The organism is Aquabacter sediminis (assembly GCF_028863665.1).
GTDB lineage: Bacteria > Pseudomonadota > Alphaproteobacteria > Rhizobiales > Xanthobacteraceae > L1I39.
This window is the reverse complement of record NZ_JARBFX010000002.1, coordinates 1-19,025: the sequence shown is the minus strand read 5'-3', so window position 1 is coordinate 19,025 and position 19,025 is coordinate 1. Positions and strand designations below refer to the sequence as shown.

Here is a 19,025-nt window from a genome sequence, read left to right as displayed (position 1 = left end):
GGACCCTCGTCCGGCCGCACTCCGCGGCAGGACCCGATCGGTGCGTCAGACCGCCCCCGCCGCCACGAAGTGCGGATTGCGATAATCGGGCTTGCCATAAGCAAGCTCCGCGCCTTCCAGCGTGCGCACCGTGCCGCCCGCCGCCTTCAGCACGGCGTGGCCGGCGGCAATGTCCCATTCCATGGTGGGGCCGAGGCGCGGATAAAGGTCCGCCTCGCCCCGGGCCAGGAGGCACAGCTTCAGGGAACTGCCGGCGGCGCGGAATTCCGCCACCTTTCGGCCGTCGAGGAAGCGTTCCATGGCCTCGGCATCCCCATGGGAGCGCGAGCCCACCACCACGAGCCCCGCCTCGGCCGGGCGCCGCACATGGATGGGTGCTTCGCCGGTCTTGCAGGCGAAGAAGGCTTCGCCCGCCGCGCCGCAATAGGTCTCCCCGAGCGCGGGGGCGACCACGATGCCAAGCACCGGCACGCCCTTTTCGATCAGGGCGATGTTGACCGTGAACTCGCCGTTGCCGGAGATGAACTCCTTGGTCCCATCCAGGGGATCCACCAGCCAGAAGCACTCGCCCACCTCAGACGGGCTGAGGCCCTTGGAGGCTTCTTCTTCGGAAATGACGGGAATGTCGGGGGTCAGCGCCCGCAGGCGGGGCAGGATGACTGCCTCCGCCGCCTCATCGGCAAGGGTGACGGGGCTGCCATCCGCCTTGGTGCGCGCGTCCGGGGCGCCATAGAAGGCGAGGGTGGCCTGGCCGGCCTCCTCCGCCACGGGACGGAGCGCCGCCAGCAGCGCGGTGAGCGTCGCCTTGTCCATCACTGCTCCCCGCTGCGCAGCAGGCCGCGGGATTCGAGCGCCGCGATGATCTCCTCGGCCGCCGCCTCGGGGGCGAGCTTGGAGCTGTCGATGTGGATGTCCGGGTTCTCTGGCGCCTCATAGGGGCTGGAGATGCCGGTGAAATTGGCGATCTCGCCGCGCCGCGCCTTCTTGTAGAGGCCCTTGGGATCGCGCTGCTCCACCACCGCGAGCGGGGCATCCACGAACACTTCCAGAAAGTGCCCCTCGGGCATCAGGTCGCGGGCCATCTGCCGCTCGGAGCGGAAGGGCGAGATGAAGGACACCACCACGATGAGCCCGGCATCGGTCATCAGCCGGGCCACCTCGCTCACCCGGCGGATGTTCTCCACCCGGTCGCCCTCGGTGAAGCCGAGGTCGCGATTGAGGCCGTGGCGCACATTGTCGCCGTCCAGCATGTAGGAGTGCTTGCCCATGGCGAAGAGGCGGCGTTCCACCAGATTGGCGATGGTGGATTTGCCGGCGCCCGACAGGCCAGTGAACCACAGCACGAAGGGCTTCTGGTTCTTCTGGTGGGCGCGGGCATTGCGGTCGAGGTCCACCGCCTGCCAATGGATGTTCTGCGCCCGGCGCAGCGCAAAGTGGACGAGGCCCGCAGCCACCGTCTCATTGGTGAAGCGGTCGATGAGAATGAAGCCGCCGGTGTCGCGATTGTCCTTGTAGGAGTCGAACACCACCGACTGGCTGACCGAGATGTTGCACTGCCCGATCTCGTTCATATCCAGCTGGCGGGCGGCCACCTGTTCCAGCGTGTTGACGTTGACCTTGTGCTTGAGCGCCGTGACGGAGGCGGTCACCGTCTTGGTGCCGATCTTCATCAGATAGGACCGGCCCGGCAGCATCGGCGTCTCGTTCATCCATACGATGGTGGTCTCGAACTGGTCGGACACCTCCGCCGGATTGTCCACTCCGGTAATCACGTCGCCGCGGCTGCAATCGATCTCGTCCGCCAGCGAGATGGTCACCGACTGGCCGGCGACGCCCACCGGCAGGTCGCCATCCAGATAGACCCGCGTGACCTTGCTCTGGCGCCCCGAGGGCATCACGCGCACGACATCACCCGGCGCCACGGTGCCTGTGGCGATGAGGCCGGAGAAGCCGCGGAAATCCTGGTTCGGCCGGTTCACCCACTGCACCGGCATGCGGAAGGAGGCCGAGCGGGTGTCGCTCGCGGTCTCCACCGTCTCCAGGTGCCCCATGAGCGTGGGGCCGTGGTACCACGGCGTGTTGCCGCTCTTCTCGGTGATGTTGTCGCCGGCCAGGGCCGACATTGGGATGGCGACGATGTTCTCGATGGACAGCCGGCTGGCAAAGTCCATGTAGTCGCCGAGGATGCGGTTGAACACGTCCTGGCTGTAATTGACCAGGTCCATCTTGTTGATGGCCAGCACCACATGGCGGATGCCCACCAGGGAGGCCAGGTAGGAGTGGCGCCGCGTCTGGGTCAGCACGCCGCGCCGGGCATCGATGAGGATGACGGCAAGGTCGGCGGTGGAGGCGCCGGTGACCATGTTGCGCGTGTACTGCTCGTGGCCCGGCGTGTCGGCGACGATGAACTTGCGCTTGGCGGTGGAGAAGAAGCGATAGGCCACATCGATGGTGATGCCCTGCTCGCGCTCGGCGGCCAGCCCATCCACCAGCAAGGCGAAGTCGATATTCTGGCCCTGGGTGCCCATGCGCTTGGAATCGGCTTCCAGCGCCGCCAGCTGATCCTCGAAGATCATCTTGCTGTCGTAGAGAAGCCGGCCGATCAGGGTGGACTTGCCGTCATCCACCGAGCCGCAGGTGATGAAGCGCAGGAGGCTCTTGTGCTCGTGCTGGCGCAGATAGGCCTCGACGTCGGTGGAGAGCAGGTCGGCTTGCTGATCCTGGTAAACCGCGGGTGCCATCAGAAGTACCCTTCCTGCTTCTTCTTCTCCATGCTGGCGGCGCTGTCATGGTCGATGGCGCGGCCTTGCCGTTCGGAGGTGGTGGTCAGCAGCATTTCCTGGATGACTTCCGGCAAGGTGCTGGCCTTGCTCTCCACTGCGCCCGACAGCGGGTAGCAGCCCAGCGTGCGGAAGCGGATGGACTTCATCTGCGGCGTCTGCCCCTCGGGGATGCGCATACGCTCGTCATCCACCATGATGGTGAGCCCGTTATAGGTCACCACCGGCCGCTCGGCCGCGAAATAGAGCGGCACGATGGGGATGTTTTCCTTGTAGATGTATTGCCAGATGTCCAGCTCGGTCCAGTTGGACAGGGGGAAGACGCGGATGGTCTCGCCCTTGTTCTTGCGGGCATTGTAGAGATGCCACAATTCCGGCCGTTGCTGCTTGGGGTCCCAGCGGTGTCCGGGGGAGCGGAAGGAGAAGATGCGCTCCTTGGCGCGGCTCTTCTCCTCGTCGCGCCGCGCGCCGCCGAAGGCGACATCGAAGCCGTAATGATCCAGGGCCGCCTTCAGCGCCTCGGTCTTCATCACGTCCGTATAATGGCCGCCATGGTCGAACGGGTTGATGCCGCGCGCGAGGCCGTCCTGATTGATCCACTCGATCAGGTCGAATCCCAGATCCTTGGCCCGCTGGTCGCGGAAGGAGATCATGTCACGGAACTTCCAGGTGGTGTTCACGTGCATGAGGGGGAAGGGGGGCTTGCCCGGCGCGAAGGCTTTCATGGCCAGGTGCAGCATGACGGCGCTGTCCTTGCCCACGGAATAGAGCATGACCGGCTTTTCCGCCTCGGCCGCCACCTCGCGCATGATGTGGATGCTCTCGGCCTCCAGCCGCTGGAGGTGGGTCAAATCCGGCACCGCCCGCGTGGCGGCGTCGAGGGAAGCGGGCATGGGGGGCTCCCAGAGGTCTGGCCTGAGATTGTGGCGGGGGATGCCGGTGAAGCTCTCGATCTTGAGAACCAGATCAGCCGGGATCTCACGATCGCCGCTGGCCCACTGGCTGACGGTCCCTTCCGTCCGGCCCACCGCACGCGCGATGTCCCGCTGGAGCTTGCCGCTGTTCCGGAAAAGTGTCTTGAGATCCGCCATGGCCGGACTTTAGTCAGATTAAAGTGGGCGGTGCAACATGATTTTTTGGGGGGGTGGGGGAGGTTCCCGCGGCCACCGCCAAAAAAATAGCCTCGTCCACGAAGGACGAGGCCGCTTCTGTTTAGGGTGAGAGTCACGTGCTTTTGTTGCGGTCGCTCCGCCTCGGCGGCAAGGGCGTCCCGTTCGGCTCACTCGGGGCTGGCTTCGCCTTCCGTCTTCTTGTGCACGATGATCGAGCGGGGCACGATCTCGATCCGGTCAATACGGTTTGCGATCATGAATTCGGTTTTGCCTCGCTCTTCAGCAAAATCCTTCCTTTTCTGCCCCTTCATGTGCAGGTAGTCAGCATAGGCGTGCATGTACTCCGTGAAGGGAACAGTGTCGGTTCCTGCATACTTGGGGTCGTGGGATGTATGAACGTCCTCGATCACGTAAATGCCGCCTGGAGCGAGCTGGGGAAAAAGGTACTCAAATGCAATTCTTTGATGGTCCCACCTGTGTGAACCGTCATCAAGAACGATCTGCGGAGTGCCGTGCTTCGCTAACACGCCCTTCAGATAGCTGCGAGAGCCGGAGTTTCCGATTTCAACCGAAATGCGCTCATTTTCGAAACGTTTGACTTCTGGATTAATGTCAAGGCAAACAACCTTTGCCTTGGGGAAGTAATCACACCACATGCGAAGCGATGCCCCATTGAGGCCGCCGATTTCGAACAGAGTGAGATCGTTCCCGCGAAGAGCGCTGAAATTGCGATCATAGTGAGAGAGATACGCATGCCCCTTTGATGCCTTGTCGGTACCATGGCGCAGCCCGATAGTATTCAAATCATCGCTCATGTTCATCCTCTCTGTTAAAAAACCTTGTCGTACAAGATTCTGTCAAGTGGATCTGGATCCGATGGAATTCAATTTACTTACAAGGAAGTCAGGCCCGCCTGACCGCCTCACGGTACCTATAGCGCATTGACATCGGTTCTTCCTTACCACCTCCCTCGCTTAGGTCGCAATGGGGGTGGTAATATATTCTTATAAACGAATCTCTCCGATGATAGGTTGGGGCGTATTTCTTGTTCGAGTTGCTCCAAGGGGTTGGACCCCCTGGGTCATTTTTCTGGCAGTAGCCCCGAATCTATAAATGGATCGATGCGCACTACAATGACAAGTTTTCGAAACGCAGTGGAGGGGGTGCGAGTCTGACGTTTGCCTTAGGTTGTGGCCATCGATCAATGCGCGAATATGCTCCGCTAAGTCCACAGCTTGGGCCGTGTCAGCGGAACGCGCGTGATGATTTCCGTTGGTCGGAGCGGTCACAGAGAGACATGACGTCGCGCGCACTGCTGAGGGTATTCTCAATTTTGACGTACTCAGCCCTCATGCCCGTCCGTTTCGTGAAGATACTCTTTATGTTTCTGGGTTGGCGCTGATCATGGAGGCGGAATAAAATGCTGCGTGTGCTCCTGTTGGCGCTTTTCGTCCTAAGTGGATGGTCCAACGCGCAGGTGCTGGCCGCGCCCCTTCAGCGTGAGCCCCCCTCGGGCGCCACCTTCGAGGAGAGGCGGGATCAGCTACTCTCCGCATTGGTGCGCACTCCGTTTCCAAAGCCCGAATGCGGCACGAAGGGCGTCGACTCGCCTTGCATCTGGGGCAAGCTCTCCCTTGCCCTTGCTCTTCTCTCCTTACCGCAGGAAGTCTCCGCCAGTTCGGCAACGGATGCGAGCACCCTGATCTCCGATGCGACGAAGCTGGAGAGCGCGCGGAATGGCTTTGGCGACACGGAAGATGAGGATGACAAGGACCCCGCAGCGCACGGGAGGGGGGTCGAGACGAAGTATCACTTCACCACGGGGTTGTTGTTCCACCGGATCCTGGCGACCTTCGGCCCTCGAAACCAAGGTGGGGATGAGCGGCTGAGCCCGGCCATCAGTGGCTCCATCATTCGGTTGTTTGGCGCTTGGGCTGGAACGGCTTGCACCCGGGCGGATGCCGATACTGCCCTGGTGTGGAAGCCGTGGGGGAGCGAAAACCATGACATCCTGCGCGCCTATTCTTGCTGGGCGGCAGCAGACATCATTTTCCGCGATGGCCAGGATAATTCCTTCTCGTATCGCGATGGCTCGACACCCGCGCAGCAGAGGGCAGCATGGACGCGGTTCCTTATCGCCTATATTCAAAATCGAGGCGAGAATGGGCTCTTCATCGAGTTCTTTTCGCCGACCTACGCCAAGTATTCGTTGAGCGTATTCTACAATATTTTCGATTTTTCAGAAGATAAAGATCTCAAGCAGGGGGCGGGTGCGCTCCTCACGCTCTGGTGGGCACTATGGGGTCAGGAGCAAATCGATGGCGTGCATGGGGGAAGCAAGGCGCGCCGCTACAGTCGCATGCCCCCAGCCGCAACACCAGACGGGGGAATGGGCTGGCTTTACACCGGCGAAGGCGACCTGCGCCCGCAAGTGCCCCATCCGGCCTTCCTTCCGCTTGTCCTTTCGTCGTTTCGCCCGCCAAAAGTCGTGCTGGACATCATGCGGCGGCCGGGGGCTCCGGAGTCCTATGGCGTGTGGACGCGGCAGCTTGGACGGGCGGCCAAGCCCAACGAGGACGGGCGCTTTGTGCTTGAGCGGGAGACCCTGTCCCTGGCCCGCTATACCTATGTGGGGCAAGGCTTCGTCATGGGTAGCATCATCGGCCCGACCTTGCCTGCGCAAGATTGGACGAACATCAGCAGCCAAAACCGCTGGATGGGCGTGGCGCTTGAGGGAAACGACCTGCCTTTGATCTATGCCAGGCCTGATCCTAAGGGGTCGCGGTCCAATTACAACGCGCTGGTCGGGACGCAGGAGAAGGGCCTGCAAATTGTTCAGGCCACGCGCCCGCCCTTCGGCCGGGCCGTGGGCGACATGTTTATCCATATCAGCCGAAACCTGGAGCGGATGGAGCGGGGAGGCTGGATCTTCGTGCGCGGGAGCGCCTACGTGGCGGTGCGCCCGGTGCGGGGCAAAGTCGTCGTGCAGGCCAATGGCGAGGACTACCGACTCGCCGACGCAAATGCGCCGGTGATCATTCAGGCGAGCCCTCTCTCCGCATTTCCATCTTTCGAGGCGTTCCAGGATGCGATCCTGGCAGCGCAGGTCACGGACAGCGGGAGCGTCGTGACGTTCGAAGGCATCCTCGGCGATGGACCCCTGTCCTTCCCGGACCAGGGGAGGGCGCCGGGCACCGTTGCGGGCCGCGCCATAGCTGCCCCCGAAGGCTGGACCTTGTACAGCCCCTTCGTGCGCCAGAAGGCGGGCTCCGATCAGGTTGAACTTCAATTCAAGGACGAGCACCTGATCCTGAAATTCTGACAGTCCTGTGCTTCGCCCTCCTTGGGCTTCCTCAAGGGGTTAGAAGGTCCAGCGCGAACTCGATACCCGATCGCGCCCGTTCAATATCCATCCGCCAGTCGCGGGAGCGCTCCTCAGCCTGGTCGTCCCCGCAGCGGATATAAACGGCATCTCCGTCGATCGCTTCATCGCAGAGCAGGTAGTTCACGTGCGGCGCGGCATCGCACAGCATGATCAGGGGACCCGTGCTTCGCGCCAGCAGAGCGGTGTGAAAGGCTGAGCCTTCGCAACCGATGATCGCCCCAGCGCTGGAAAGGATGTCAACCTGCTCCGGCACGGTATGTTGCTCGGGGTGTATGATACGGGTGCCGAATTTCTGGGTCAGATGGCCCTCAATGGCGGCCTCCCCATCAATGCTCCGCTTCTTACCCGACAGGCCGCCGCGGGAAAGAAACACGCTGCCGTTGCGGACAATGGCGTCGGCGTCGACACCCGGAAGGGCGAGACGATAGGCGTCTGGACAAATCTGGTTTGAAATTTCGAGCGCGGGCTCGCGCACATGAAGGTGTGCGACCCGCATCGGCCGGTCGCACAGGATGATCCGATCCTCGGAAATCCCCATGCTGTTGAACACATCTTTGATGAAACGCGGGAGAGTGGTTATGTTGTGGGGATTGAAGAAAATGATCTTGTCAGGAGAGGAAATCACATCGCTGTAGACAGACCTGGAGATGCTCTCCAGGAGGAAATGTCCGTAGTGCGAGAACAGGTAGCCACCAAACCAAGCAGTTTCAAATTCAACTTCAGGGGCTTCACCGCCTGAACGGGGATCCGGGTGAATACGCGAGGCTCGTTTCCGGCCGAAGCCGCGGTGGAGGAGCAGGTGTTCAATATGTGTCTCGCCGGAATAGGGGCCGCCACAAAAGTGCCCCTTCTGGATCCGGGTGAGGGGGATCAAAGTCACATGTTCCAACACCTGGCTCGCGGCAGGAGGCGCAATCCGCCTCCTGAAGTCGCGAAACAGTTCGTCAATCGTCGCGTCATCGTAGCCGATGAAAAATCGGCGGCCCTTTGACTTGGACTTTCGTACAACCCGGCGCGATACGCTTGGCATTTGCCCCTCGAATATTCCCCCGGCGACGGATCCCGGCTTGGCGGCTAGATCGCGCTGGAAAGCACTTTTTCAAGCTTGTCATGCTGGCGGGCAGTCTCGACCATAGCGGCATATTCTTCGGGGATCGGCTTGGACTTCTTGGCGCTCGGGGCCCGGAACAGAGCCTTTGCCACGTGGTCTAGGATCTCGTCGGAATCATCGAGCGACAGCTTCGAAAACAGGACTTTGATCTTGTCCTTGAACTCGGCCATGTCGTTATAGCCGAAGAAGGTCTCGTAGTTCACGACGATGAGGTCATCCTTCCAAAGCGGCGCTGCGGCTGCGATGAAGTCCACGCTCTTGGCCCACTCCTCGAATCCCTGCGCGGCGCCATTTTTGGCGGGCCAGTGGTCCTTCGGATTGTCAGCGCGCGCTTGCCACGAGAGGGCGACCGCGAGCGGATCACGGACGATTGCGACCAGCTTGCTGTTTGGGAACGTGTCGCGGAGGTATTTCTGCCGCATGTAGAGGCGCGGTATTTTTTCGCCGATGACCTGCGGCGGCCAAATGGACGCCGCCTTCTGCGCGATCGGAAGGTTTGCGCCCTTCAAGTTCGTGTCCGTATCGCGAATATCAATGAAGCGATCTTGCTCAAAGAGCTCCGGCTTAAACTCCGCCCCCCGCGAACCCATGGCGATATACTTGAATCGCTCCACGCCAAGAAGGGCCTGCGGGTGCTCATTAATCATCTGAGCAAGTGCGGTGGTACCCGAGCGGGGGCACCCGCACACGAAGCACATTTCCATCGAATGCTCTCACTTTGGATCGGCTGGCTCGACCGTAACAAATTTCAGTTAGAGCCAAAGACCTGCGATTGCCAGGAGGAATTTCCCCGGCTCGGCCAGAAGTGTATGTTAAGTAAGTTTATCGACATGAGTGTATTCTTTGGCTTGGGAGCCCCTCGGTCGGGCTGCTCGCGCGCATGCGTGAGACCTTCGGGTTTGCGTGCGCGGTTCGTTCTGCCCAGTGCGGCAACCCCGCCGCCCCAGCGATGACGCAGGAGATGTAACGTAAGGGAACATAAGGCGAGCCCGGTCATTGCCCCTTGGACAGGCAAGGAGCATGACATGAGCGAGCGCGCGCGGCACGAATCCTATGACCAGCCCGTGGGAGGATGGGGCTCTGCCAAGTCCTTGTTGAAGCATTCGGTGGAAAAGAAGGCGGTGCCGGCCATCGGTGCCTTGCTGAAAGATCACAACAAGACCGGCGGCTATATGTGCACAAGCTGTGCCTGGGCCAAGCCTGCTGATCCTCATGTGGCCGAGTTCTGTGAAAACGGCGCGAAGGCGACCTTCTGGGATGCCACGGCCGATCGCGCGCCGCCGGATTTCTTCGCCCGCCACACGGTGACCGAGCTGCTCGGCTGGTCGGACCATGATCTGGAGAAGCAGGGCCGACTCACCCATCCCCTGCGCTACGATCCCGACAGCGACACCTATGTGGAGGTGCCCTGGGAGGCAGCCTTCACGGAGATCGGCGCCCAATTGCGCAATTTTCCTGCCAAGGAGGTGGTCTTCTACGCCTCCGGGCGCGCCTCGCTTGAAACCTCCTACATGTACCAGCTCCTGGCGCGGCTCTATGGCTGCAACAACCTGCCGGACAGCTCCAATATGTGCCACGAGACCACCTCCGTGGCGCTGCCGCCCAGCATCGGCACGCCGGTGGGCACGGTGCTGCTGGAGGATTTCGAGCAGACCGACTGCATCTTCGCCTTCGGCCAGAATGTGGGCTCGAATGCGCCGCGCATGCTGCATGTGCTCCAAGAGGCGCGCGAGCGGGATGTCCCCATCGTGGTGTTCAATCCGCTGCGGGAGAAGGGCTGGGAGGAATTCGTCAACCCCCAGCGGCCGGGCCAGATGCTCACCAACAGCCCGACCACCATCGCCACCCAATATTACCAGGTGCGCGCGGGCGGCGACATTGCGGCCATGATCGGCATCGCCAAGACGCTGTTCGTAATGGAGGACGAGGCCCGCGCCACCGGCGGCGTGCCGGTGCTCGACCGTGACTTCATCGCCGCGCATACCGATGGCCTTGCCGCCTTCGAGACCTTGGTGCGCGAGACCGACTGGACCGAGATCCAGCTCGCCTCCGGCCTGCCGCAGGCGGCGCTGGAGGCGGCGGCCACCACCCTTGCCCGCGCGCGGGCTGTCATCGCCATCTATGGCATGGGCCTCACCCAGCACCGGCTGGGCGTCGACAATGTGCAGATGCTGGTGAACCTGCTCCTCATGGGCGGCCATATGGGCAAGCCGGGCGCCGGCATCTGCCCGGTGCGTGGGCATTCCAACGTCCAGGGTCAGCGCACCGTGGGCATCGCTGAAAAGGTGGAGCTGGTGCCGCTCGACCGCCTGGCCGAGCAATACGACTTCACGCCGCCGCGCACCGACGGCCTCAACACGGTGGAAGCCTGCGAGGCGCTGGTGGAGGGGAAGCTGCGGGCCTTCATCGGTCTCGGCGGCAATTTCTTGCGTGCCATTCCCGAGCGCGACCTGATGGAGGAGAAGTGGCGGGATCTCGACCTCTCCGTCCAGATCGCCACCAAGCTCAACCGCACCCATCTGGTCACCGCCAAGACCACCTTCCTGCTGCCCACCTTGGTGCGCTCGGAGGTGGACCGGCAGGCAGCCGGCCCGCAGATCGTGACCATGGAAGATTCCACCACCTGCATCCATGCCTCGCGCGGCACGTTCGAGCCGGCGGCAGACACCTTGCTGTCCGAGCCCAGGATCGTGGCGGAGATCGCCAAGGCGACCTTGCCGCCCAACCCCAAGGTGCCCTGGGATGACTGGGTGGCCGATTATGCCCGGGTGCGGGACGCCATCGAGGCCTCGTTCCCGGACGATTTCGAGAATTTCAATGGCCGGCTGGACATTCCCGGCGGCTTTGCCCGCCCGGTGCCGGCGCGCGAGCGCAAGTGGGAGACGCCGAACGGCAAGGCCAATTTCCAGATCCCCGCCGGCCTGTCGGCGAGCTTTGACGACGGCACCGATGCCGCCGTGCTCCGCCTCATCACCTTGCGCTCCAACGACCAGTTCAACACCACCGTCTATGGCTATGTGGACCGCCTGCGCGGCGTGAGCGGCTCGCGCATGATCGTGATGATGAACCCCGACGACCGCCTGCGGCTGGGACTGCTCGAGAATGGCACCGCGCGCATGGTGACAGCGGTGTCCGACGGCATCCACCGGGAGATGCGCGGCTTCCAGGTGATCGACTATGACCTGCCGCCGGGCACCTGCGCCTCCTATTTTCCCGAGTGCAATGCGCTGATCCCGCTCTGGCACTATGCCCGCGACGCCAAGACCCCGGCCGCCAAGTCGGTGCCGGTGCGCGTCTTTCCCGATTGACCGGCCGGGGAGGGCCCACCCATGAGCGAGGCGAGCCCCTTGCCTCAGCCGCCCGCCTTGGCGCAGCAGGTGTTCCAGGCGCTGGAGGACAAGGCGGCGCTGCCCCCCGCCACCCAGCTGGTGCTCGGCCTTCTGGCGGGACTTTATATCGGCTTCGGCGGCCTTTTCGCCACCGTTGCCCTGGCGGGGGCGCAGGACCTGCCCTTTGGGGTCGGGCAGGTGCTGGCCGGCCTCGTCTTTTCAGCCGGTCTCGCATTGGTGCTGATTGCCGGCGCGGAACTCTTCACCGGCAACATGCTGATGGTCGGCCCATGGGCGGCGGGGCGGCTGGGGGTAACACAGGTGTTGGGCGCCCTGGGTCTCGTTTACGCCGCCAACTTCCTGGGTTCGCTCCTCCTGGCCGTGCTGGTGCTCGCGGCCGGGGTGCATGAGGCGGGCGCAGGCGCGGTGGGGCAGGCGGCGCTGGACCTTGCCGCAACCAAGACCGGCAACGGCTTCCTGCCGACGCTGGCGAGCGGCGTCCTCGCCAACATGCTGGTCTGCCTTGGGGTGTGGCTCGCTTATGGCGGGCGTACGGTCGTGGAGAAGATTGCCGGCCTGATCCTGCCCATCGCCGCCTTCGTCGCCGCCGGGCTCGAGCATTCCGTCGCCAACATGTACCTGCTGCCCTATGGGCTGATGGTGCAGGCGGTGACCGGTCAGGCGGAGGCCGGCCTTTCGCTGGGGTCGATCGCGGCGAACCTGGTGCCGGCGACCCTCGGCAACATGATGGGCGGCGCGCTGGTGGCGCTCGCCTATTGGGCCGCCTTCCTGAGGACGGGCCGGCCGGCCTGACCCTTCAGCGCCACCGAGCCGTGTTTTTCGGGAACCGTTCGGGCGATCTGCCGTTGCGTAAGCAAAAGGCGGAGCGCACGGGCGCGGGTGGGTGTCCGGACGTCGGTGTCCTGAGGTCGGTGTCCTGAGGTCGGAGGCGGGATCGGGCAGCCGATGGCTGCTGATGCCGTCAACGCCGGCGCGCCCTTCGCGCCATGCCCTCGCCGCGACCTCGCCCAGGCGCCCGCCCGGAGATCGGAATGGATGAGATTCCCTATTGCGGCCCCGCTCCCACGCCCGAGGCCCTGTGGACGGCATGGAATCTGGCGGCCTTTCCCCTTCTTCTGTCCGGATCGCCGTTGCTGTTTGCCCTGTTGCGGCCGGAGGTTCGCAAGGGCCCGGCGGTGCTCGCCTCGGCCGCGCTGTTTGTCGCCTTTGTCTCGCCCCTGTGTGCGCTGACGGTCGCCCTGTTCGCGGCGCGGGGCGTGCATCATCTGGTGCTGGTCCTGATCGCCGCGCCAGCCCTGGCGCTGGCTTGGCCGAGGGTGGTTCCCGGCGCGCGCGTGGCTGGGTTTCTCGGACTTTCGCTCTTTCTCTGGCTGTGGCACCTGCCCGCGGCCTATGACCTCGCCTGGGGCAGCTCCCTCTTCTATTGGCTGATGCAGGCCGGCCTCATCGGTTCCGCCTGGGCCTTCTGGTCTCACGTCTTCCAGGGGGCGGGGCCATGGGAGCGCGTCTCCGGCGTCGGGCTGATCCTGGCGCTGGCCGGGCAGATGGGGCTCATCGGCGCCATTCTCTCCTTCGCGCCCCGCATCCTCTACCCGCACCATCTCGCCTCGGCCCCGGCCTATGGGCTGGATGCGCTGGCCGACCAGCAGCTGGCCGGTCTCGTCATGTGGGTACCCGGCATGCTGCCCCTGGCGCTGCTGGGTGTCGTCCTGCTGCGGCGGGGCTGGCGGGAGGTGGCGCAGGCATGATCGCCATCGTGAAGGCCACCCACATCGCCGCCCTCAGCCTGTGGTGCGCCGGCCTCATCGCGCTGCCCATCGTGCTCCAGGCCTATGGCCGGCGCGAGGAAGTGCGCACCCAGGCCGGGTTTTCCGAATTCCGCCTGCTGATCCACGCCGCCTATACCCGCATCGTCACGCCGGCCGCCATCATCGCCATTGCCGCCGGCACGGTGCTGTTCTTCGCGCTGGAACTGCGGGACCACTGGCTGATGGCCAAGCTGGTGGCGGTGGTGGGCATGGTGCTCGTCCATGCCTGGCTGGGTCACCTCTCCGTTCAGGCGACCGAGGCGCGGGGCGACTATGCCATGCCGCCGGCGGCCCTCATCGCGCTGCCGGCGGGCGTCCTGTGCATGGCGACGGTGCTGGTCCTGGTGCTCGCCAAGCCCGATCTCCAGCCGCTGGTGGACGCCTTGCCGCGGGACCTCACGGTTCCTCAGGCACGACCCTTGCCCTCCGAACTGGTGCCGATTTGATAATCGAAGACGAGCTTTCCGCCATGCCAGCCCGTGAGCGCGGTCATGCCAGCCGCCACCAGGGAGAGCGCCAATCCCACCGGCAGGACGGCGCCGTCGGGATCGCCGATGCGCACCAGCCAATTGGCGCCGAGGAGGGAGAGCAGCATCACAGCGAGGATGAAGTGGGTCCAGCTCGACGAGCGATTGCGGATGCCGCGCACCATCAGCAATTCGGCGGCCCCGCTGATCCCCGCCAGGACCCCCATGGCGAAGGCGCCGAACACGGCATAGCCCGCCGCATGGGACCAGAAGCTCGACCCGGTCCACAGATAGAGCAGGTCGGCGGCCAGCGTGCTGAAGGACAGCGCGATGGGAAAGGCCACCAGCATGGCGTGGAGCGGATGGCCGGCAATGGCGATCTTGGATTCGGTGTCCTCCAGGGCTCGCCGTTCCTCCAGCGGGTCCAACAGGCGCGCGCGCGTCTCCATGCGGTTTCCTTATGGTCAGGTGTCACCTCCCCGGTGAAGTGCGCGACGGTGCTGGTAGTTCCCGTCCTTCTGGCCGGATGCCGGGGGCCGCTCTCCACCCTCTCGCCCGCCGGCCCGGTGGCGCAGGATGTGGCCTTTCTGTGGTGGATGCTGCTGGCGGGTGCCGCCGGGCTCACCTTGATGGTGCTCGCGCTCGTGGCGATCGGCTTCGGCCGGCCGCGGGAGGTGGGGGAGGGGCGCTGGACGCTGGGGCTTGGCGTCGGCTTCTCGCTCGGCATTCTCACCGTGACCCTGGGCGCGGCGCTGTGGGTGGGCGAGCGCATCCTGCCCCACGGCCCGGCGCTGGAGGTCCGCGCCCATGCCCGGCAATGGGCCTGGAGCTTCACCCATGACGGCCCTGACGGCCCGGTGACCACCGAGGGCGTGCTGCACGTGCCCGCCGGCCAGCCGGTGGACGTGCTCATCACCGCGTCCGACGTGATCCATTCCTTCTGGGTGCCCCGGCTCGGCGGCAAGATGGACGCCATTCCCGGCCGCACCAACCGCCTGCGCATCGAGGCGGAGCGCCCCGGCACCTATGAGGGCCTGTGCGCCGAATTCTGCGGCCTCGAACACGCCGCCATGCGCTTCGAGGTGATCGCGCACGATCCCGCCCAATGGCCGCCCTTGCTCACCGAGGCTCCCCGTCCATGATCCCCACCGCCGACGCGCCCCTTCCGGCCAATCCTGCGCGCCGGGCCCTCGCGCTGCATCGGGAGCTGGATGCGGTCTGGCGCAACGATCCCGGCCTGAAGGGGCAGATCACCAGCCTCAGCCACTCCACGCTGGGGCTGCGCTTCATGGCCACCGCCTTCGTCTTCTTCGGCATTGGCGGGCTGCTGGCCATGCTGATCCGGGCGCAACTGGCCACCCCCGCCGGGGCGTTCCTGGACAACGGGCTCTACAACCAGATCTTCACGATGCACGGCAGCATCATGATGTTCCTGTTTTCCATCCCCCTGCTGGAGGGGCTGGCCATGTACCTGCTGCCGAAGATGCTGGGCAATCGCGACCTCGCCTTTCCCCGCCTCTCGGCGCTCGGCTATTGGTGCTATCTCCTGGGCGGCACCATCCTGATCGTCGCGCTCCTTTCGGGGGTGGCGCCGGCGGAGGGGTGGTTCATGTACACGCCGCTCTCCAGCCGGGCCTATGCGCCGGGCATCAATGCGGATGTGTGGCTGCTGGGGGTCACCTTCGTCGAGATTTCCGCCCTCTCGGCGGCCATCGAGCTCTTGGTGTCCATCCTGCGCCTGCGGGCGCCGGGCATGAAGCTCACGCAGATGCCGCTCTTTGCCTGGTACATGCTGGGCACGGCGGCCATGATGCTGGCGGGCTTTCCCCCGCTCATCCTCGGCTCGGTGCTGCTGGAGCTGGAACGCGCCTTCGACTGGCCCTTCTTCGATCCCGCGCGCGGCGGCGACCCGCTCCTGTGGCAGCATCTGTTCTGGCTGTTCGGGCATCCGGAGGTCTACATCATCTTCCTGCCGGCGGCGGGGGTGCTCTCCACCATCATCCCGGTTCTCTCGCGCACCACCATCGTCGGCTATGGCGCCATCGTCGCGGCCATATTGGGCCTCGTGTTCTTGAGCTTCGGACTGTGGGTGCACCACATGTTCGCGGTGGGCATCCCCCATCTGGCGCTCTCCTTCTTCTCGGCGGCCTCCATGCTGGTGGCGGTGCCCACCGCCGTGCAGATCTTCGCCTGGATCGGCACGCTGTGGCGCGGGCGGCCGCAGCTGAAGCTGCCCATGCTCTATGTGCTGGGCTTCTTCTTCACGTTCGTGATGGGCGGGCTCACGGGCGTCATGCTGGCGGTGGTGCCGTTCAACTGGCAGGCCCACGACACCGCCTTCGTCACCGCGCACCTGCATTATGTTCTGATCGGAGGCTTCGTCTTCCCCATGCTGGCGGGGGTGACGTGGTGGATGCCCATGATGAGCGGGCGCGGGCGCATCAAGGGCCTGGGCGAGGCGGCATTCTGGATCATCCTGGTGGGCTTCCACGGCACCTTCTTCCTCATGCACCTCACGGGCCTGATGGGCATGCCGCGCCGCATTCCCGAATATGCGGGCAATCCCGAATGGGTCCTCCTCAACCTCGCCTCATCCATCTTCGGCTTCGTCATGGCCATCGGCTTTGCGCTGTTCCTGATCGACATCGCCCTTCAGGCGGGGCTTGGAAAGCGCAGCGTGCGCAATCCCTGGGGCGCGCCCTCGCTCGATTGGGCCCTGGCCCTGCCGCCGCCCAACTACAATTTCGCCTCCCTGCCCGGACCCCGATGCCAGGATCAGGCGCAGGACGCCGCCTTGCCGCTGGCCCGAGGGGAGGGGCTTCTGCCCGGGGCGCCGCGCGGGCTGCGGGAAATCCTGGTGACCTCCGTGGGCACCGCGCGGCCCGAGCATGTGGCGATCCTGCCGGTCAATAGCGGGCTGCCCTTCCTGCTGGCGCTCGCCATCTGCGCCTTCGTGCTGCTGATGCTGGCCGGCTTTTACAAGCTGGCGCCGCTGGCGCTCGTCCCCGTGGTCGCCCTGGTCTGGACCTGGGCGCGGCGCGTTCCGCGCCCGGACGGGCTGGACAGCGTGGAGGTGGCGCCCGGTCTTCGCCTGCCCACTGTGCCCCTGCAGGCGCCAAGCCTCACCTTGAGCGGTTTGCGCAGCCTGTTCTTTGCGGATGCGGTCTTCTTCGGCTCGCTGCTGTTCGGCCTTGCCTATCTCGCGGTGGTGACACCCGGCACGCCCCCGGCCTGGCTGCCCGACTGGGGGCCGCTCGCCGGCGGTGCCGCGTCTGTGCTCGGCCTGCTCGCTCTGGCGACCGTCTGCGCCCGCCTCAGCCAGCGTCGCGGGGCAGGGGGCAGGCCCGTGATGAGGTTCCTCGCCGGCGCCGTTCTGGCCAATGGGCTCGCATTGGCCGTCCTGCTGGCCCTTGGCCTCTGGCAGATGCCCGATCCCACCCGCCATGCGGCGGATGCGGTGCGCATGGCGATCCTGGCCTATGCGGGCCTCCACGGGGCGATCGCACTGCTCTTCAGCGCCTTCGCCCTCAATGCCGCCCGGCGGGGCGCGCCGAGGGGCGCCTTGGCCGCGTGGAGCGAATGGCAGCTTTTTACCCTGGTGGTGACCGCTATCGGCGCAGGGGCGATCTTCGTCCAGGCCGGTGCGCCATGAGGCCGACGACGGGATGGATGTGGCTGGCCTGGCTGATCGCCGGTCCCACCCTCTGGGCCGTGGCGTTTTCCGCCGCCTATGGCCTCCACGGGCTTGGCTGCGCATGGGGCTGGCCAGACGTCGCGCTTGGCGCTCTGAGCCTTCAGCGCGGCGCCATCCTGTTGGTGGGGCTGGTGGCCATGGCGGCATGCCTCGCCTTGCTGGCGCGGATAAAGGCGCAGCTTGGAGACGAGGCTGCGCTGCCCCGCTTCGGCCTCTGGATCGGGTTCGTCGCCACGGCCTTCACCCTGGCGCCGACCTTGGTGGCCTCCACCTGCTGAGGGCTACCAACTGGGCAGGCGGATGACGTTCTTCACCTGGTCGGTCACGGAGGCCAGAGCGGTGCGGGTGGCATCCACCGTCCGATCCAGGAGATTGGGCTCGGGCGCCGGGGCGTTGGACAGGGGCTGCGGCGGGCGCAGGCTCGCGGTTGTCGCCGGGGCTGCCGCCGCCGTCGTCGATGCCGTCACCAAGGGCGCGGCGGGCCGGGTGGCGGGATCGCGGCTGTCGCAGGCCGGGTTGCAGGCATCGAAGCGCTCCACACCCGCCGGCAGGGCGGGGGCCGCGGGCAAGGTGGAGCGCACCGCCACCGTCTTCACATTGGGCACCGGCACGGACGGGCGGGGAATCGGCTCGGGGGCCGGTGCCGCCGCCAGCGGCGAGGGCGCGGCGGGGGGCGGAGCGGGAAATTCGAACAGACCCGGCTCGGCGGGTGCCGGGCGCGCGCTCGCCCAGGGATGGGGCGCCGCGTCGGGGTCCGGCAGGAGGCGCGGCAGCACGCCGAAGCCGAACGCCGCCACCGCGCAACCGGCGAGGGCGAGGCCGGCGATCCGCGCGGTCAAGGTCCGCGGACGCAGGAAATGGCGGGGGAACAGATCGGGCACGGCGGTCGCTCCGGTTGAGCCAGGTCCATCATCTCCCCGCGGCCTTACGGGAAGCTTACCGGCGGTCAGGGCGGGCGGGCGTCACAACCCGCTTTGCAGCGTGTTCTGGGCTGTGACCACGGCGATTTTTGGTCGCTCCCGTGGCCGCGTGTGACGCAGGCCTGACAAAATGTAAGCTCATGTTTCCGGCCCGCTTTCCGCCGCAATCGGCGCGCCGGTGGTGCGCTGCGCGCGCACCCCCACGCGCCGTTGAAAACGCTGCTGCATCACGGCCCCTTGCAGACTTCAAGGAAACCTCCTATCCCACGGCGGCTTTTTTCGCCTTCGCGGCGCGCCACCGACCACCATTGAGAGAGAACGATGGCCAAAGAGAAATTCAACCGCTCGAAGCCGCACTGCAACATCGGCACGATCGGTCACGTTGACCACGGCAAGAC

16 protein-coding genes are annotated in these 19,025 nt (G+C 65.1%); 8 read left to right on the top strand and 8 right to left on the bottom strand.

What is annotated here, in order from left to right; all coding sequences use genetic code 11:
- Window positions 1-45 precede the first annotated feature (45 nt).
- From cysQ to PV781_RS03095, 4 genes are all read right to left on the bottom strand, one after another.
- Window positions 46-813 carry a 3'(2'),5'-bisphosphate nucleotidase CysQ gene (cysQ, locus tag PV781_RS03110; protein WP_274774175.1) on the bottom strand — a complete coding sequence of 256 codons (768 nt, stop codon included), beginning with the start codon at window positions 811-813 and terminating at the stop codon, window positions 46-48.
- On the bottom strand, window positions 813-2,741 hold the full coding sequence (cysN, locus tag PV781_RS03105) for a sulfate adenylyltransferase subunit CysN (RefSeq protein WP_274774174.1): 1,929 nt from the start codon (window positions 2,739-2,741) through the stop codon (window positions 813-815). The genes cysQ and cysN overlap by 1 nt, the downstream gene beginning before the upstream one ends.
- Entirely contained in the window at window positions 2,741-3,871 is a 1,131-nt protein-coding gene (gene cysD / locus PV781_RS03100) for a sulfate adenylyltransferase subunit CysD (RefSeq protein WP_274774173.1), read from the bottom strand. The genes cysN and cysD overlap by 1 nt, the downstream gene beginning before the upstream one ends.
- 188 nt (window positions 3,872-4,059) lie before the next feature.
- Window positions 4,060-4,707: a class I SAM-dependent methyltransferase gene (locus tag PV781_RS03095; RefSeq protein WP_274774172.1), complete on the bottom strand. Its 648-nt coding sequence runs from the start codon at window positions 4,705-4,707 to the stop codon at window positions 4,060-4,062.
- A 605-nt stretch (window positions 4,708-5,312) separates the two neighbouring features.
- On the opposite strand from PV781_RS03095, the gene PV781_RS03090 reads away from it, so the two are divergent.
- Window positions 5,313-7,214 carry a hypothetical protein gene (locus PV781_RS03090; RefSeq protein ID WP_274774171.1) on the top strand — a complete coding sequence of 634 codons (1,902 nt, stop codon included), beginning with the start codon at window positions 5,313-5,315 and terminating at the stop codon, window positions 7,212-7,214.
- Window positions 7,215-7,245: 31 nt separating this feature from the next.
- Here PV781_RS03090 and PV781_RS03085 read toward each other — a convergent pair whose 3' ends face one another.
- Both PV781_RS03085 and PV781_RS03080 read right to left on the bottom strand, forming a co-directional pair.
- Window positions 7,246-8,307 carry a glycosyltransferase family 61 protein gene (locus PV781_RS03085; RefSeq protein WP_274774170.1) on the bottom strand — a complete coding sequence of 354 codons (1,062 nt, stop codon included), beginning with the start codon at window positions 8,305-8,307 and terminating at the stop codon, window positions 7,246-7,248.
- 44 nt (window positions 8,308-8,351) lie between these two features.
- Window positions 8,352-9,086, bottom strand: coding sequence for a sulfotransferase family protein (locus PV781_RS03080; RefSeq protein ID WP_274774662.1), 735 nt, complete (start codon window positions 9,084-9,086; stop codon window positions 8,352-8,354).
- Between the two features lie 327 nt (window positions 9,087-9,413).
- On the opposite strand from PV781_RS03080, the gene PV781_RS03075 reads away from it, so the two are divergent.
- From PV781_RS03075 to PV781_RS03060, 4 genes are all read left to right on the top strand, one after another.
- A complete protein-coding gene (locus PV781_RS03075) occupies window positions 9,414-11,696 on the top strand; it encodes an FdhF/YdeP family oxidoreductase (RefSeq protein ID WP_274774169.1) in 2,283 nt (760 codons plus the stop codon).
- A 21-nt stretch (window positions 11,697-11,717) separates the two neighbouring features.
- Complete coding sequence (locus PV781_RS03070) at window positions 11,718-12,530, top strand: formate/nitrite transporter family protein (protein WP_274774168.1); 813 nt, start codon at window positions 11,718-11,720, stop codon at window positions 12,528-12,530.
- Window positions 12,531-12,769: 239 nt separating this feature from the next.
- Window positions 12,770-13,486 (top strand): cytochrome c oxidase assembly protein, encoded by a 717-nt coding sequence (locus PV781_RS03065; protein ID WP_274774167.1) that lies wholly within the window; start codon window positions 12,770-12,772, stop codon window positions 13,484-13,486.
- The gene (locus tag PV781_RS03060) at window positions 13,483-13,992 is read left to right on the top strand and encodes a CopD family protein (RefSeq protein ID WP_274774166.1); all 510 of its coding nucleotides are present in this window, start codon (window positions 13,483-13,485) and stop codon (window positions 13,990-13,992) included. The genes PV781_RS03065 and PV781_RS03060 overlap by 4 nt, the downstream gene beginning before the upstream one ends.
- On the opposite strand, the gene PV781_RS03055 is transcribed toward PV781_RS03060, so the two are convergent.
- Entirely contained in the window at window positions 13,953-14,462 is a 510-nt protein-coding gene (locus PV781_RS03055; protein ID WP_274774165.1) for a DUF2231 domain-containing protein, read from the bottom strand. The genes PV781_RS03060 and PV781_RS03055 overlap by 40 nt on opposite strands.
- Before the next feature lie 48 nt (window positions 14,463-14,510).
- On the opposite strand from PV781_RS03055, the gene coxB reads away from it, so the two are divergent.
- From coxB to PV781_RS03040, 3 genes are read left to right on the top strand one after another with little or no spacing between them, the layout of a single operon-like run.
- The gene (coxB, locus tag PV781_RS03050; protein ID WP_274774164.1) at window positions 14,511-15,155 is read left to right on the top strand and encodes a cytochrome c oxidase subunit II; all 645 of its coding nucleotides are present in this window, start codon (window positions 14,511-14,513) and stop codon (window positions 15,153-15,155) included.
- Complete coding sequence (ctaD, locus tag PV781_RS03045) at window positions 15,152-17,665, top strand: cytochrome c oxidase subunit I (RefSeq protein WP_274774163.1); 2,514 nt, start codon at window positions 15,152-15,154, stop codon at window positions 17,663-17,665. Before coxB ends, ctaD begins: the two co-directional genes overlap by 4 nt.
- Window positions 17,662-17,985 (top strand): hypothetical protein, encoded by a 324-nt coding sequence (locus PV781_RS03040; protein WP_274774162.1) that lies wholly within the window; start codon window positions 17,662-17,664, stop codon window positions 17,983-17,985. Before ctaD ends, PV781_RS03040 begins: the two co-directional genes overlap by 4 nt.
- Before the next feature lie 3 nt (window positions 17,986-17,988).
- On the opposite strand, the gene PV781_RS03035 is transcribed toward PV781_RS03040, so the two are convergent.
- Complete coding sequence (locus tag PV781_RS03035) at window positions 17,989-18,588, bottom strand: hypothetical protein (protein ID WP_274774161.1); 600 nt, start codon at window positions 18,586-18,588, stop codon at window positions 17,989-17,991.
- Between the last annotated feature and the right edge of the window lie 437 nt (window positions 18,589-19,025).